Here is a 15,192-nt window from a genome sequence, read left to right as displayed (position 1 = left end):
AAGTCGACGAGCTGATCAAGGCTGCCGATATCGCGATGTACCAGGTCAAGAACGAAGGCAAGAACGATTACCGCTTTTACTCTCCCGACCTCAGCGCCAACGCGGTCGAGCGCTTCACGCTGGAAAACATGCTGCGCCGCGCGCTGGAGCGCCACCAGTTCGAGGTCTACTACCAGCCGCAGATATCGCTGGCGAGCGGGCGCATCATAGGCGCCGAAGCCCTGATTCGCTGGCACCATCCGGATCTCGGGCTGGTTTCGCCGGCCAAGTTCATCCCGCTGGCGGAAGAATCCGACCTTATTGTGCAAATCGGCGAATGGGTGCTGCGCGAAGCCGCCCAGCAGGCCATGCAATGGGTCAACCAGGGCTATGCGATCCAGTGGATTTCGGTCAATGTTTCCGGGGTGCAGATTCAGCGCAGCAATTTCGCCGACACCGTTTACGGCATCCTCATCGAAACCGATTGCGACCCCAGCCTGCTGGAACTGGAAATCACCGAAAGCACCATCATGCGCAATACCGAATACGTGATCGGCGTATTCGACCGCATCAAGGCGCTGGGACTCCGGCTGGCGATCGACGATTTCGGCACCGGCTATTCATCGCTCTCCCACCTGAAGCGCCTTCCGCTGGACAAGCTCAAAATCGACCAATCATTCGTGCGCGACCTTCCTCACGACAGCGACGATGCTGCTATTGCCCGCGTGATCCAGGCGCTGGGCAGCAGCCTGGGGCTGACTGTCATTGCTGAGGGTGTGGAAACGCCGGCACAGGCGGAATTCCTGCTCGGCATCGGCTGCGACGAGGGGCAAGGCTATCTCTACAGTCCGCCGGTGCCGGCGGATGCGTTTGCCGCACTGCTGGAAAAAGACAAGCAGAAAGAAGCATAGATTATGGACAGCAAACAACATTTCATCGAACCGGCGCAATTGCGTATCGGCATCTATGTCCATCTGGATCTGGGCTGGATGGACCACCCGTTTACCTTCAACAACTTCAAGATCAGGAACGAAAAACAGCTGGAGGAAGTCAGAAGCCTGGGCCTGAAAAAACTGCGTTACGATCCTTTGCGCAGCGATTGCGAGCCGTTGCCCGCCATCAAGGCAAGCCCATCTCCGCGGACGCCGCCCGCGGCCGAGCCCCTGCCTGCGCAGCCGTCGGTTACGCAGCGGTTTCATACCGAACGTCTCAAGCAACTGCACCATGCCATCCACGAGTGCGAACAGAAATTCGTCGCGGCCGCGCATACGGTGCGCCAGGTCACGCGTAACTTCCGGACGCAGGCGGCGCAGGCAGTACAAGAATCGGAAACCTTGGTGAACGCCATGGTGGAGTCGGTGCTCACCGAAAGCGATGTCGTGCTGCACGCGATGAACGGGCACAGCATAGCCGAAGAAACCTATGTGCATTCGCTCAATGTCAGCGTGCTGGCGCTGGTGCTGGCAAAATCGCTCAACATGACCGCGGAAGAGGCGCGCCATCTGGGCATGGCGGCAATTTTTCATGATATCGGCAAGGAAGAAATTCCCGACCGCATTCTGATGAAAACCGAGCCGCTGACCAAAGTGGAGCAATCCTTCTATCAGCAGCATGCCGAGATCGGCGCGAAACTGGCCCTCGAAGCCGGCTTGCCGGAGCGTATTGCCACCATCATTCTGCAACACCATGAGCATGTGGACGGCTCAGGCTACCCGCACCACCTCAAACAGGCGCAGATCGACCCGTTGGCGCGCCTGACGAGCATCGTCAACACTTACGACAACCTGTGCAATCCGCTTAATTCGACCCAGTCGATGACACCGTATGAAGCGCTGTCGCACCTGTTCGCCACCCAGCGCAACAAATTCGATTCGGCAATGCTCAAGCTGCTGATCAAGTGCCTGGGCGTTTACCCTCCCGGCAGCATCGTCTATCTTTCCACCGGGGTGCATGGCATCGTAATGTCGGTCAATCCCAGCAAGCCGCTGCGGCCGTTCGTCATGCTGCATGTGCCGGAAGTGCCGCGCGAGGAACCGATGGTGCTCGACCTCAGCGAAGAACCCGGCATCACCATCACCAAATGCCTGCGGGCCAATCAGCTGCCGAATAACGTAGCGGAATACCTGAGCCCGCGCAAACGCATCAGCTATTATTTCGACAAGGACAAGCCGGCCGACGCCGGCTAGAACTGCACGCTAACCCCGACCGCCGCCGACCAATCGGCGGTCAACTGCACGCCGCGCACGCGCTGGTAAAGCGGCTGCTGGAAAAACCCGTACAGGCTGACGTCGCGCGTGGCGCGGTAGCTCACCCCTGGGCTCAGAAACACATGGGTACTGCCGGAATCGGCCGGTTCGGCATTGGCGCCGGAATCGTGGGTCTTGTGCAATGCGTTGAACTGCAGCATCAGGCTCCAGTCCGGCGTCAGGGCGTAATTAACGCCGATATCGGCTGACAGCTGGCTGCCGGGACGGAAATCGGCGCGCTCATGAATCACCTGCTGCCAGCCACCCTGCGCAAACCAGGCCCAAGCATGCATGCGCCGGTAATAATACAGCCCCAGTATCGCATCGGTGCTGCCGGAGCCCGGCTGCAGGCTGCGCTCCGCCTTTTCCCCGGCGCCACTGGCCTGCCCGGTGCTGCCGGTCGGCAGCTTGAGGCCAAAGCGCACTCCGGCATCGCCATTGTCGACGCCGTGGTAGAAAGTATAGCGCGCCACCGCCTGCATATCGCCGACCTCGGTAAAATTCCAGGTTTCGGTTTTCGGGCCGCCGACATCGTTGTGGATGTGCTTGTGGTTGCGGCTGATCAGCGGTGCGCGCAGTGTGAAGCCCCAGTCCGGACCGATGCTGTAGTCCAGGGTGGCGACAAAATTGCGGTTAATGGTGCGTACTTCATCGTGGGTGTCCGGTACGCCAGCCGCCACCGTCTTGTTGGTCCCGGTGCGCAGCTGGTCGAGACCGATGAATTCCGCGCGTAGGTCAAGGCGGATGCCAGGCTTGTCCCACACCCCCTGCACATCCCAATTGGTATTGAGCGTGCAGAATGCGCCGCCGCAGTGAGCTGCGGCGGGGACGGCGGTGAAGGCCGCCAGCGCGGCAACCATGTAACGTAAGATCATATTGAAAGCCTCAAAAGAATTTGCAGTGATTCTAAAAGCCCGGGCACCAATGCGGAATGCGACAAATTGTCACGCCTCAAGCTGAGGCCGCAGCGTAATAGCAGTATGCCGGACGCTTTCGGGTAGAACCTTGACGCGCGTCAATATGACGCAGCTTCAAGTCGCCCGAACACGGTAACATTGCAAAATGTCCGCTATTTATGAAGCGCCTCAGACCGCGTCTACACGCAACCTGCGTCGGCTGTTCTGGCTGCGCGCCGTCGCCATTTTCGGGCAATGCGTCGCGCTGTGGATTGCCTGCACGTTTTTTGCCCTCGAGCTGCCGCTGGAGCCGTTGCTGGGCGCAGTCGGCAGCCTGGGGCTGCTCAACCTGTTCACCTGGTGGCGGCTCGGCCGCGCGCATCGAATCTCCGATATCGAACTGCTGCTCCAGCTGCTGACCGACATCCTGCTGTACAGCGTGCTGTTCTACTACAGCGGCGGCTACACCAATCCCTTCGTCTGGATGTATCTGCTGCCGCTGTCGGTCGCGGCGGTGGCGCTGCCTTGGCGTTTTACCTGGATCGTCGCCGCGCTCAGCATCGCCGCTTATACGGCGCTGATGTTTTATTACCAGCCGCATCAGCATCAACACCACGACGCCAGCGATTTCAGCATGCATCTGCTCGGCATGTGGTTCGGCTTCGTCGTCAGTGCCGGCATCATCGCCTATTTCGTCGCCCGCATCGGCAACAACCTGCGCGAATACGACCACCTGATGGCGCAAGCCCGCGAGAAAGCGCTGGAAAGCGAGCGCATGCTCGCGCTGGGCACCTTGGCTACCGCCGCGGCCCACGAACTCGGCACGCCGCTGGCGACGATGGCGGTAGTCATCGGGGAACTGGCGGCAGACCATGCCGGCCAGCCGGCGCTGGCAGAACCGCTCGCTGTGCTGCGCACCCAGATCCAGCGCTGCAAGCAGATACTGACTTCGATTACCGCCTCGGCCGGGCAGCAGCGCGCCGAAGAGGCACAAGATTGGGCGCTGGATGTTTTTCTCGAACAGACCGTCGCACGCTGGCAGGACATGCATCCGGCGATACGGCTCGACGCGCTGCTGCAAGGCAGTTCGCCCGCTCCGGTGATCGCGGTCGACCGCACGCTGGGCCAGGCGCTGGTCAACCTGCTGGACAATGCCGCCGACGCTTCGCCCGGCCATATCGCGGTCGAAGGCCGCTGGACGGCTGGCGCTCTCAAGCTGACCATCCGCGACTACGGCCCCGGCCTGACGCCGGAAGCCACGGAAAATGCGGGAACGCCGTTTTTCACCACCAAGGCGGACGACGGCCTGGGGTTGGGCCTTTACCTGGCGCGGCTGATCTTCGAACGCTTCGGCGGTTCGGTGAGCCTGTCCAACCACGCGCAAGGCGGCGCCGTGACCTCGGTCCAGCTGCCGCTCCAGGCATTGCTGCTATGACCGACGAACGCCCCTCCCTGCTGCTGGTGGACGACGATGCCGCCTTCCGCCAGGTGTTGTCTGCGGCGCTCGGGAAGCGCGGCTTTTGTGTGACCGCTGCGGAAAATGTCGAGCAGGCGCTGGCCGAAGCCAATCTGCCGGAATATGCGGTGGTGGACCTGAAAATGCCCGGTCCTTCCGGGCTGGTGCTGGTGAAACGGCTCAAGGAACTGGATGCGGCGACGCGCATCGTGGTGCTGACCGGCTACGCCAGCATCGCCACCGCGGTGGAAGCGGTCAAGCTGGGTGCAACGCATTACCTGGCGAAACCGGCGGATGCCGCCGAAATCGTCGCGGCGTTTCACAAGGCCGACGGCGACGAGACCGCGCCAGTTTCGCCCTCGCCGTTATCGGTCGACCGCCTGGAGTGGGAACATATCCAGCGTATTCTGGCCGAGCACGACGGCAATATTTCCGCCACGGCCAGAGCGCTCAGCATGCATCGCCGGACACTGCAGAGAAAACTGAACAAGTATCCCAGCCGCAAATAACTGTCCAAGGCTGGACCCCGGAGCTGGGCAACAACGTATTCTCCGTCGCGGATGGATTACTGCTGCTTCAGCGCGGGAAACCTGAGCACTTGACCGGGCCGGCGCGGCTTGGCCTTGTCGGCAAGACTGCGCAGCGCAGGAAAGAATTCCGATTGCAGGCGCAGCATCAGGCCTACATAGTCGGGACGGTAATAAACCACCTCGTATAGCACAGGTTCCTGTAGCGAGGTACGCAGCTGAGGCTTGAAACGGCGCCAGGAGATGTCGATCCAGTTTTTGCGTTCGCCGTCGATGAACATGAATTCATCCGGGCTCAGGATCGCCAGGTATTGCATCGAACGGATAGGAACGAACAGGCAGCCGGAGGGGCTGCGGGCAAGCTGGACGATCGCAAGGTTATAGGTTGCAGCAGGCAGGGCGCGCGGTTCGTGTGCTACTTCATGGTCGCGATAGCAGGTGATTTCCATGGGAATCTCCTTCTCACAAAGCTTGAAGCAATGGAAATATTGTATACCGGCTGCGGCGGCATGGTGACCACATCCGGCGCGGGCACCCAAAATCCGATTACGCGCGGCTCGCGAAGATCAATGGGCGGTGGGCAAGGAAAACGATTTTGACCTGGGGCGTGTTCACACTGGCTACTTGCCAGGATCGATCGGACGCGCCGTAGTCACGAAAGTGAGCGTCAGGTGACCCTTGATATCGGCATGTACTGCTTCGACGACAGGCGGATTGGTGGCGACATCAGCCTGCCACTGGATGATGAAATTGGCGCCGGAGCCGCCTTCGGCTTCCTGCTTTTCGACAAACAACTCATAAGTGCCCATCGGGCCGATTGTCACCGGGCTCGCGATGAACTGCCTCAGCAGCTTGCCTGCGGTGCTGAAATAGCGCGCGGACACAACCCTGATCGGGGTTTTGAGGCTGGTATTGCGGATACTGACCAGCGCGGAAACCTGGCTCTTGAGGGGATATTTACCCTGAATGACGCGATCCCCATGCCAGATATGCGAGTAGATCGGCAGGTAGAGCGTCTGCCCGCCAGATAAAGGCAAATCGCCAGGCAGATTGTCGGCCGCAGCCGCCAGCACGCTATACAGAGCGGCCGCGGCGACCAGCGTCACCGGCAGGATGCAACGGGACAGCGAAGTTTTCATGGCGTTCATCTATGTTGGGACCCGACCCGGCCATTTTAACCTAACTCTTTGGCAGACTGTACCGCTCCGCACGCGCACGCCGGATGGCTTCCTCGACCTTGCCTGGCGTCACGCCGATCAGCAGCATGGTCTGGGTGGCAAGCATCAGGCTGCTTTCCAGAATCTCGGGCACCACTTCGGTGGCTCCGGCTTTTTTCAGCTGATCCAGCCGGCTGTCATCGTCGGTGCGGACAATCACCGGCAGTTCGGAGCGGAGTTCGCGCACCTGATGCAGCGTGCGCATGCCGGAGCCGAAATCGTTATGGGTAATGACCAAGGCCCGGGCGCGCTGCACCCCCGCGGCGGCGAGTATTTCCTTTTTTCCCGCATCGCCGAAAATGACCCGTTTGCCGCTATCCTCTGCCCTGGTCACCAGCATGCCGTCCAGCTCCAGCACCAGGTAGGGAATATTCTCGCGCGCCAGCAAACTGACCAGGCTGCGGCCGGTACGCCCGTATCCGCAAATGATGACATGATCGGCCAGGTTTCCGGCCATGGCTGCGACAGTGTCCAGGTCAGTTTTGCTGGCCCAGACGCTATGGCCCAGGATCAGCTTCACCAGCCGGCGGCTTTTATGGATCAAGAGCGGCCCCAGCATCATCGAGATCAGCATCGCAGCCAGCGTGCTCTGCAGGATATGCGGCGCCAGCAACTGCAAATCTCCGGCCTGGCTCAGCAGCACGAAGCCGAACTCCCCCGCGAACGAAAGCTGCACCCCGGCGCGGAACGCGGTGACCGGATTGCTGCGCATCGCCAGCGACAGCATTGTCACGATCGCCGCCTTGCCGATCACTAGCGCGACGAGTATCGCCATCACCTCGGTGAGATCGCGCCAGATTTTCAGCAAATCCAGTTCCATGCCGATGGTGATGAAGAACAATCCCAGCAGGATGTCGCGGAACGGCCGGATGTCGCTTTCGACCTGGTGGCGGTACATGGTTTCGGAAATCAGCATGCCGCCGAGAAACGCGCCTAATGCCAACGATAACCCGGCCAGCCGGGTGAGCGCCGCCATCCCCAGCACCACCCACAGCACGTTGAGCATGAACAGCTCGGCGGAATGGCGGCGCGCGATAAGATTGAATAAAGGCTGCACCAGCTTCTGGCCGATAAAGAATATCGCCAGCAGCACGACCGCGGCTTTGCTCAGCGCCGTGCCCAAATCCAGCCAGAGGTCGCCCTGCGGCGCGGCGAGCGATGGCACCAGAATCAGCAGCGGAACAACGGCGATATCCTGGAACAGCAGCACGCCCATCACCTGCCGGCCATGCGGCGAATGCGTCTCCAGGCGTTCCGAAATCAGGCGCCCGATAATCGCGGTGGACGACATCGCCACCGCGCCGCCCAGGGCCAGTCCGCTCCGCCAGGTCAGGCCGAACGCCAGCCCGATCAACATCACCACGCTCATGGTCAGCACCACCTGCGCTGCGCCCAGCACGAATACCAGCGAGCGGATGGACATGAAGCGGGCCAGGTTGAATTCCAGACCGATGCTGAACATCAGAAACACCACGCCGAACTCGGCGAGCATATAGAGTTGCTGTTGCGGCTGCACCATCCCCAGTTGATACGGTCCGGCAATCGCCCCGATCGCCAGATAAGCCAGTATCGACGGAATGCGCAGCCCGCGAAACAACGCCACGATGGGCACGGTCAGAGAAAGTATGACCACAGCCGTGATGAGTCCCTTATCCATGGCCCATTATACTTAGAGCCGATTGCAGCAGACATGCGAACACGCTACCGCATTGCATTAGGATAAAATAAAACGGAACTTCACCCGCAAACCGGCATCAGCGTGTCAGGTTCTACGGATCGATCGGGAGCATTTATGAAATCACCCTTGATTGTCGTCAGTGCTGGTTCGATACTGGGCGACATATCCATCAAACGCAAGCCGGACTGATTAAAACATATGGGCGAAAACATTATCGCCGTCGGGAAACTGACCAAGCATTTCGACAGCGTGACAGCGGTGGACGGCGTCGATTTTGCCGTGCGGCGCGGCGTCACCACGGCCCTCCTAGGCGGCAACGGCGCCGGCAAGACTACCACGCTGGCAATGCTGCTGGGTTTGCTGCTGCCGACTTCCGGCAGCATCCGCATTTTCGGCGAAGACATGCTGCGGCACCGTCACCGGCTGCTGCACCGGATGAACTTCTCCTCGCCTTACGTCGACCTGCCGCACCGCCTGACGGTCAGGCAGAACCTCACGGTGTATGCCCATCTCTACCGGCTGGCCGATACCCGCGCGCGCATCGCACAGCTGGCCGAGGAGCTTGACCTGCTGGAAATACTCGACCGCCCCTACGGCAAGCTCTCCGCCGGACAAAAAACGCGCGTCGCGCTGGCGAAATCGCTGCTCAATGCGCCCGACCTCTTGCTGCTGGACGAACCCACCGCTTCGCTCGACCCCGACACCGCCGATTACGTGCGCGGCTACCTGGAAGCCTATCAGCGCCGCAACGGTGCGACGATACTGCTCGCCTCGCACAACATGAGCGAGGTGGAGCGGCTGTGCACCGCAGTCATCATGTTGAAGCGCGGCCGCGTGGTCGATACCGGCGCGCCGGACGCGCTCTTGGCGCGCTACGGCCGCAATACGCTGGAAGAAGTTTTCATCGACATCGCCCGCATGCCGCAGAAAATCGCATGAACAGCCATCCCATGACCGATCCCCGGTTTTCGCTGCGCCGCATCGGCGCGCTGGTGCTGCGCCATTTGTACCTGATGCGCTCCTCCTGGCCGCGCCTGTTGGAAATGATCTACTGGCCCACGGTGCAGATGGTGCTGTGGGGGTTCATCACGCTGTTTCTCGCCACCAACAGCAGCTACGTGGCGCAGGCCGCAGGCGTGCTGATTTCCGCGGTGCTGCTGTGGGACGTGCTGTTCCGCGGCCAGCTGGGCATCGCGCTGGTGTTCATGGAGGAGATGTATTCGCGCAACCTCGGGCATCTGTTCGTCAGCCCGCTGCGGCCGTATGAAATGATTTGCGCGCTAATCGCGATGAGCCTGATCCGCACCGTCATCGGCGTCGGCGGCGCGGCGCTGGTGGCGATCCTGTTTTTCCATTACAACATCTTCGACCTCGGCCTGCCGCTGCTGGCGTTCTTTCTGAACCTGATCCTGATGAGCTGGGGCATAGGCTTGCTGGTCGCCGGCATCGTGATGCGCTACGGGCTGGGCGCGGAAAGCATCGCTTGGGTGGCGATCTTTGCACTGCAACCGCTCTCCGGGGTCTACTATCCCATCAGCGTGCTGCCGGGCTGGCTGCAACCGGTCGCATGGGCGCTGCCTTCCAGCCATGTGTTCGAGGGGCTGCGCGAACTGCTGTTCCGGCACACCTTCAATAGCGGCATGCTGCTGCATGCGCTGCTGCTGAATATTGTATTTCTCGGCGGCGGCGGCGCGGCGTTTCTAGCGTTTTTTCACGCCGCCAGAAAACGCGGCCTGCTGCTGCATGTCGGGGAATAGGCCGCAAGACGGGCACTATCCGGCTTTGCAATGGCTGAAATGAACGATACGCATCGCTCCTGAGTTTCCTGCTTTATTTTGGCAAGCTGGCCGCCACCGGCGGCGTTTTATCGAGGCAACAGAGACGCCATGAGCACGCCGCGTGAACTCGTCATTCCGAGCCGGGCCGGTTGATGCACTACCGGACGGCTAACCGCAGCATTTCAATATGCTGAATCCCGTCTTCCATATACGGCTCGGATACCGTCTCAAAGCCGAATGAACCATAGAACCGTTCGAGATATGCCTGCGCACTAATCCGCGCAGGCTGCCCCGGATAAACCTCTTCGATATGCTGCAGCGCCTTCGCGACAGTCTCGCGGCCCAGGCCCAAACCGCGAAAAGCCTTGGTCGTGAGCAAGCGGCCTATGGATGGCTCGGCGAATCGAATTCCCGGACGTAACACCCGCAAATACGCGGCGACTTCCGCGCCGGACCAGGCGACGAGATGCATTGCCTGGAAATCCAGGCCGTCGAGTTCCTGGTAAGGGCATGCCTGCTCGACCACAAAAACCGATTCGCGCGCAGCCAGAACCGCATACAGCTGCGGTGCGGAAAGCTGCTCCAGACTGCACCAGCGCCAATCGACCATTGCCTTGCCTCTGGTAATTGTTCGAAAAAAAGCCTGCCGGGCAGATGCCGGGGGCAGGCTTCTTTGCCAAATTGCGATTTAAAGCATCGGGACGATCAGCAGCGCCACGATGTTGATGATCTTGATCAGTGGGTTGATCGCCGGGCCGGCGGTATCCTTGTACGGATCACCCACCGTATCGCCGGTGACCGACGCCTTGTGCGCATCCGAGCCCTTGCCGCCGTGGTGGCCTTCCTCTATGTGCTTCTTGGCGTTATCCCAGGCGCCGCCGCCGACGGTCATCGAGATCGCCACGAACAGGCCGGTGACGATGGTGCCGATCAGCAGCCCCCCCAGCGCCTGCGCGCCGAGGAACTTGCCGACCAGTATCGGCGCCAGCACCGGCAGTAGCGAGGGGACGATCATTTCCTTGATTGCGGCGCGGGTCAGCATGTCCACCGCGCGGGAATAGTCCGGCTTCTCGGTGTGGTCCATGATGCCCGGCATCTCCTTGAACTGGCGGCGCACTTCCACCACCACCGAAGCGGCGGCGCGGCCGACGGCTTCCATCGCCATCGCACCGAACAGGTAGGGAATCATGCCGCCGAGGAACAGGCCGATGATGACCATGTGGTTGGAAAGATCGAAGGTTGTTTCAACTCCGGTATGCTTGCCCAACTCGTGGGTGAAGTCGGCGAACAGCACCAGCGCGGCCAGCCCGGCGGAACCGATCGCATAGCCCTTGGTGACGGCCTTGGTGGTGTTGCCCACCGCATCCAGCGGATCGGTGATGTCGCGGATGGCCTTGGGCAAGTGCGCCATTTCGGCGATGCCGCCGGCGTTGTCAGTGATGGGACCGTAAGCATCCAGCGCAACGACGATGCCGGCCATCGACAGCATCGAAGTGGCCGCGACGGCAATGCCGTACAGCCCGGCCAGTTGATGCGCACCCAGGATGCCGAGGCAGATCACGACCACCGGCGCGGCGGTGGCTTTCATCGATACCCCCAGCCCGGCGATGATGTTGGTGGCATGCCCGGTGGTGGACGAGACGGCGACATGGCGCACCGGTGCGTATTCGGTCGCGGTGTAGTACTCGGTGATCACCACCATCGCCGCGGTCACTGCGAGGCCGATCAGCGTGGCCAGGTAAATGTTCAGCGCCGGATACTCCAGCCCGCTTTCCGCCATCATCCAGTTGGTAACCGGATAGAACGCAATCGCAGACAGCACACCGGCGGCGATCAGCCCGCGATACAGCGCGTTCATGATCTTGCCGCCTTCGCGCGCCTTGACGAAAAAGGTACCGATGATGGAGGCCACGATGGAAATGCCGCCCAGCACCAGCGGATAGGTCAGCGCATTGGCCGAGCCCGGCATCAGCAGGCTGCCAAGCAACATGGTGGCGATGATCGTCACCGCATAGGTTTCGAACAGGTCGGCAGCCATGCCGGCGCAATCGCCGACGTTGTCGCCGACGTTATCGGCAATTACCGCCGGATTGCGCGGATCGTCCTCGGGAATCCCGGCCTCGACCTTGCCCACCAGATCGGCGCCGACATCGGCACCCTTGGTGAAAATGCCGCCGCCGAGACGGGCGAAGATGGAAATCAGCGAACTGCCGAACGCCAGGCCGACCAGCGGGCCGGTATTGACCGCCGCACCCTCCGGCGTGGTCATCAGCAGGAAGGTATAGTAGCCGGCCACACCCAGCAGCCCCAGGCCGACCACCAGCATGCCGGTGATCGCGCCGCCGCGAAACGCCACCTGTAGCGCGGCATTGATGCCGTCATGCGCGGCCTGTGCGGTGCGCAGGTTGGAACGCACGGAAATATTCATGCCGATGTAGCCGGCAGCGGCGGAGAGCACCGCGCCAATGGCAAAACCAATCGCCGTCAAATTGCCCAGCGCAAACCAGATCACGACGAACAACAGGCTGCCGACAAGACCGATAGTCCCGTACTGCCGGTTGAGATAGGCCGAGGCCCCTTCCTGCACCGCCGCCGCGATTTCACGCATGCGGTCGTTGCCGGTTGGCTGCGCCAGCACCCACATGATGGTTACACCCCCATATATTATTGCGAGTACAGCACATGCCAAGGCAAACATAATACTTTGCGACATTATCGTTCTCCCCCTCTAGACATCATAGCTATCTCCCTCTGATTACAAGGCTGAATGTGGGCTGGCCGAACGGCCTCCCGAAACTATTATTACATAGGACTCCGTGAAGAAGGGAGCTTATCGGGACAAGTAAATCCCGTTCAGAACGGCCTGCTGCAAGCCGGGTATAAGCGCAGGAAAGGAGATCGGCGAATACTGCCCAAGGCCTGCCGCAGCAGGCGCCTGAGCAACATCGCAGGAGAGAAAATCAGAACGCGGGCTTGTCGTCGCTGCTGTTGTAGCGTTCCACGCCGGAAACGATTTCCTGGCACGCTTCTTCCAGCCCGCGCCAGCCGTCGATCTTGACCCATTTGCCCTTGTCGAGATCCTTGTAGTGCTCGAAAAAGTGCGAAATCATCGTCAGGCGCCAGGCCGAGACGTCTTCGTAGGTCTTGAAATGGCTGTACAGGCCGCACACCTTGTCCACCGGCACCGCCAGCACCTTGGCATCGGGACCGGCTTCGTCGGTCATCTTCAGCATGCCCAGCGGGCGGCAGCGCACCACGACACCGGGAATCAGCGGTACCGGCGTGATCACCAGCACATCCACCGGGTCGCCGTCTTCCGACAGCGTATGCGGGATATAGCCGTAGTTGCAGGGATACTGCATCGCGGTACCCATGAAGCGGTCGACGAAAATCGCGCCGGTTTCCTTGTCCACTTCGTATTTGACCGGATCGCCCTGCATCGGAATTTCAACAATGACGTTGAAATCATTGGGAATATCCTTCCCCGAAGGCACATTGATAAATGCCATAAGAACCTCTCTTAAAAAATTTGAATTATACGGTGCCGGTTAGCGGAATTTCCTGCCGCCTCGCTCAACTTAAAGGCTCGAAGCGCCCGGTATAGGGGTTATAAGCCACCAGGCTGCCGTTTACGATATCGAAACACCAGCCGTGCAGCACCAGCGACCCCTGCTGCACGCGCTGCTTGATCCAGGGGAAAGTCAGCAGGTTCTCTAGCGACACCAGAATGGAAGCCTCTTCGCAGGCGCATAGCTGGTCTTCCGGCGCGGCATTGGGTAACTCCGCCAATACCCGCTCCTTGGCACGCAGCGCGATATTCATCCAATTGCCGATGAACTCGCCTTTCGACTCTATCGCACCGTCCTGCATCAGTGCCTGTATGCCGCCGCAGTTGCGATGGCCCAACACGATGATGTGCTCCACGCCCAGAGAGCACACGCCGAACTCCAGTGCGGTACTGACGCCATGCAGGCCGGCGTCTTTCTCGTAAGGCGGCACCAGGTTGGCAACGTTGCGCACGACGAATAAATCACCAGGCTGACAATCGGTGAGGATTGCCGGATCAACGCGCGAGTCGGAACAGGCGATCACCAGCGCACTGGGGTTCTGGCCCTGCTTCAGCTCGCCGAACAGCTCCTGGTCGCGGCCGAAATAGTTTTCCTGGAAGCGCTTGAACCCGCTGATGAATTTTTTGATATCAGTCATGTCTGTTTTCAACCTGTTGTCGGCACTCGCTGATCACTTCCTGCGGAATCAGCTTGAGCGCCAGAATCACTAAAACCGGCACGATCACTAGATCGTCCAGATGACCGAGCACGGGAATGAAATCGGGGATCAGGTCGAAAGGCATCAGCGCGTACCCCACCGCCAGCCCCAGCAGCGCTTTTGCCGGCAACGGGGTACGGACGTCTTCCAGTACCAGCCGGTAAACGGCCAGCTCGGTTTTGAGTTTGCCTGCCGTCTCCCTGAGCAGCCCCATCAAACGGCGATATCTCGTCCCGTCAATTGGCGCAAGGCTTCGCGGTATTTTTCGCTGGTTTTCAAAGCGACCTCGGGCGGCAATTCCGGCCCCGGCGGCTGCTTGTTCCAGCCCGAGGCTTCCAGCCAGTCGCGCACGTACTGCTTGTCGAAGCTGGGCGGATTGCTGCCCACCCGGTATTGGTCTGCCGGCCAGAAGCGCGAGGAATCCGGCGTCAGCGCCTCGTCGATCAGGTACAAAGTACCGTCATTATCCAGCCCGAACTCGAACTTGGTATCGGCGATGATTATACCGCGGGTGAGCGCAAACTCCGCCGCAGCATTGTACAAGGCAATGCTGACCTCGCGCACTTTCCCGGCCAGCTCCGCGCCCATCAGTCCGGCTGCCTGCTCGAAGGTAATGTTTTCGTCATGCGTGCCGAGCTCGGCCTTGGTGGAAGGTGTGAAGATGGGCTCAGGCAGCCTGGACGCCTCTTGCAAGCCGGCTGGCAAGGCAATCCCGCACACCGTGCCGGACTGCCGGTACTCCTTCCAACCCGAACCCACCAGATAACCGCGCACCACCGCCTCGATCGGCAGCGGCTTGAGCTTTTTCACGACGATCGCGCGCTCGCCCAGCTGCATTTTTTCCGCCGGATCGCTCACCAGCCCGTCGGGAGCTATCCCGGTCAGGTGATTGGGAATGATGTGGGAGAGCCGCTCAAACCAGAAGTTCGCAATCTGCGTCAGCACCGCGCCCTTGCCGGCAATCGGCGTCGGCAGGATCACGTCGAACGCGGATAAACGATCGGTGGTGACGATCAGCATCTTGTCGGCGTCGATGTCGTAAATATCGCGCACCTTGCCCTGGTTGATCAGCGGCAGGCTCTTGATGCTGGATTGCAGTAAAGGCTGTGTCATTGCGTTCTCTGGGAGATAGTTCGGAAAAGGGTGAAT

General features: G+C 60.6%; 16 protein-coding genes. 6 read left to right on the top strand and 10 right to left on the bottom strand.

The annotated features are described in order from the left end of the window. Nucleotides 1-890 (top strand): GGDEF domain-containing phosphodiesterase (locus VGK14_RS01940; RefSeq protein WP_331507243.1); only part of this gene is annotated, 890 nt, incomplete at its 5' end. A gap of 3 nt (nt 891-893) precedes the next feature. Then, nucleotides 894-2,165, top strand: a complete 1,272-nt coding sequence (locus tag VGK14_RS01935) for an HD-GYP domain-containing protein (RefSeq protein WP_331507242.1) — start codon at nt 894-896, stop codon at nt 2,163-2,165. Here VGK14_RS01935 and VGK14_RS01930 read toward each other — a convergent pair. Then, on the bottom strand, nt 2,162-3,100 hold the full coding sequence (locus VGK14_RS01930; protein ID WP_331507241.1) for a transporter: 939 nt from the start codon (nt 3,098-3,100) through the stop codon (nt 2,162-2,164). The two genes, VGK14_RS01935 and VGK14_RS01930, sit on opposite strands and share 4 nt — an antisense overlap. Nucleotides 3,101-3,287: 187 nt before the next feature. Here VGK14_RS01930 and VGK14_RS01925 point away from each other — a divergent pair, with 187 nt between their 5' ends. Next, on the top strand, nt 3,288-4,556 hold the full coding sequence (locus VGK14_RS01925) for an ATP-binding protein (RefSeq protein WP_331507240.1): 1,269 nt from the start codon (nt 3,288-3,290) through the stop codon (nt 4,554-4,556). Then, nucleotides 4,553-5,086 carry a response regulator transcription factor gene (locus VGK14_RS01920; RefSeq protein WP_331507239.1) on the top strand — a complete coding sequence of 178 codons (534 nt, stop codon included), beginning with the start codon at nt 4,553-4,555 and terminating at the stop codon, nt 5,084-5,086. The genes VGK14_RS01925 and VGK14_RS01920 overlap by 4 nt, the downstream gene beginning before the upstream one ends. A 56-nt stretch (nt 5,087-5,142) precedes the next feature. Here VGK14_RS01920 and VGK14_RS01915 read toward each other — a convergent pair whose 3' ends face one another. The 3 genes from VGK14_RS01915 to VGK14_RS01905 all read right to left on the bottom strand — a co-directional run bounded on the left by VGK14_RS01915 (nt 5,143) and on the right by VGK14_RS01905 (nt 7,978). Next, the gene (locus VGK14_RS01915) at nt 5,143-5,553 is read right to left on the bottom strand and encodes a hypothetical protein (protein ID WP_331507238.1); all 411 of its coding nucleotides are present in this window, start codon (nt 5,551-5,553) and stop codon (nt 5,143-5,145) included. A 171-nt stretch (nt 5,554-5,724) separates the two neighbouring features. Beyond that, nucleotides 5,725-6,243: a DUF3124 domain-containing protein gene (locus tag VGK14_RS01910; protein ID WP_331507237.1), complete on the bottom strand. Its 519-nt coding sequence runs from the start codon at nt 6,241-6,243 to the stop codon at nt 5,725-5,727. A gap of 40 nt (nt 6,244-6,283) precedes the next feature. Then, nucleotides 6,284-7,978, bottom strand: a complete 1,695-nt coding sequence (locus VGK14_RS01905; RefSeq protein ID WP_331507236.1) for a cation:proton antiporter — start codon at nt 7,976-7,978, stop codon at nt 6,284-6,286. A 219-nt stretch (nt 7,979-8,197) separates the two neighbouring features. Here VGK14_RS01905 and VGK14_RS01900 point away from each other — a divergent pair, with 219 nt between their 5' ends. Then, on the top strand, nt 8,198-8,938 hold the full coding sequence (locus VGK14_RS01900) for an ABC transporter ATP-binding protein (protein ID WP_331507235.1): 741 nt from the start codon (nt 8,198-8,200) through the stop codon (nt 8,936-8,938). After that, a complete protein-coding gene (locus VGK14_RS01895; protein WP_331507234.1) occupies nt 8,935-9,756 on the top strand; it encodes an ABC transporter permease in 822 nt (273 codons plus the stop codon). The genes VGK14_RS01900 and VGK14_RS01895 overlap by 4 nt, the downstream gene beginning before the upstream one ends. A gap of 178 nt (nt 9,757-9,934) precedes the next feature. Here the strand turns inward: VGK14_RS01895 and VGK14_RS01890 are convergent, their stop codons facing one another. The 6 genes from VGK14_RS01890 to VGK14_RS01865 all read right to left on the bottom strand — a co-directional run bounded on the left by VGK14_RS01890 (nt 9,935) and on the right by VGK14_RS01865 (nt 15,156). Beyond that, nucleotides 9,935-10,387 carry a GNAT family N-acetyltransferase gene (locus VGK14_RS01890; RefSeq protein ID WP_331507233.1) on the bottom strand — a complete coding sequence of 151 codons (453 nt, stop codon included), beginning with the start codon at nt 10,385-10,387 and terminating at the stop codon, nt 9,935-9,937. A gap of 78 nt (nt 10,388-10,465) precedes the next feature. Further along, complete coding sequence (locus VGK14_RS01885) at nt 10,466-12,490, bottom strand: sodium-translocating pyrophosphatase (protein ID WP_331507232.1); 2,025 nt, start codon at nt 12,488-12,490, stop codon at nt 10,466-10,468. A 247-nt stretch (nt 12,491-12,737) separates the two neighbouring features. Further along, the gene (ppa, locus tag VGK14_RS01880) at nt 12,738-13,286 is read right to left on the bottom strand and encodes an inorganic diphosphatase (protein ID WP_331507231.1); all 549 of its coding nucleotides are present in this window, start codon (nt 13,284-13,286) and stop codon (nt 12,738-12,740) included. 64 nt (nt 13,287-13,350) lie between these two features. Then, nucleotides 13,351-13,983, bottom strand: coding sequence for a carbonic anhydrase (locus VGK14_RS01875; protein WP_331507230.1), 633 nt, complete (start codon nt 13,981-13,983; stop codon nt 13,351-13,353). Continuing rightward, nucleotides 13,976-14,257 carry a YkvA family protein gene (locus VGK14_RS01870; RefSeq protein WP_331507229.1) on the bottom strand — a complete coding sequence of 94 codons (282 nt, stop codon included), beginning with the start codon at nt 14,255-14,257 and terminating at the stop codon, nt 13,976-13,978. The genes VGK14_RS01875 and VGK14_RS01870 overlap by 8 nt, the downstream gene beginning before the upstream one ends. Beyond that, the gene (locus VGK14_RS01865) at nt 14,257-15,156 is read right to left on the bottom strand and encodes a phosphoribosylaminoimidazolesuccinocarboxamide synthase (protein WP_331507228.1); all 900 of its coding nucleotides are present in this window, start codon (nt 15,154-15,156) and stop codon (nt 14,257-14,259) included. The genes VGK14_RS01870 and VGK14_RS01865 overlap by 1 nt, the downstream gene beginning before the upstream one ends. Between the last annotated feature and the right edge of the window lie 36 nt (nt 15,157-15,192).

This window comes from Novimethylophilus sp., from assembly GCF_036504375.1.
In the GTDB taxonomy this organism is placed as follows: Bacteria; Pseudomonadota; Gammaproteobacteria; order Burkholderiales; family Methylophilaceae; genus Novimethylophilus.
Note: the sequence above shows the minus strand (reverse complement) of the source record. Positions and strands in the feature narration are given on the sequence as shown.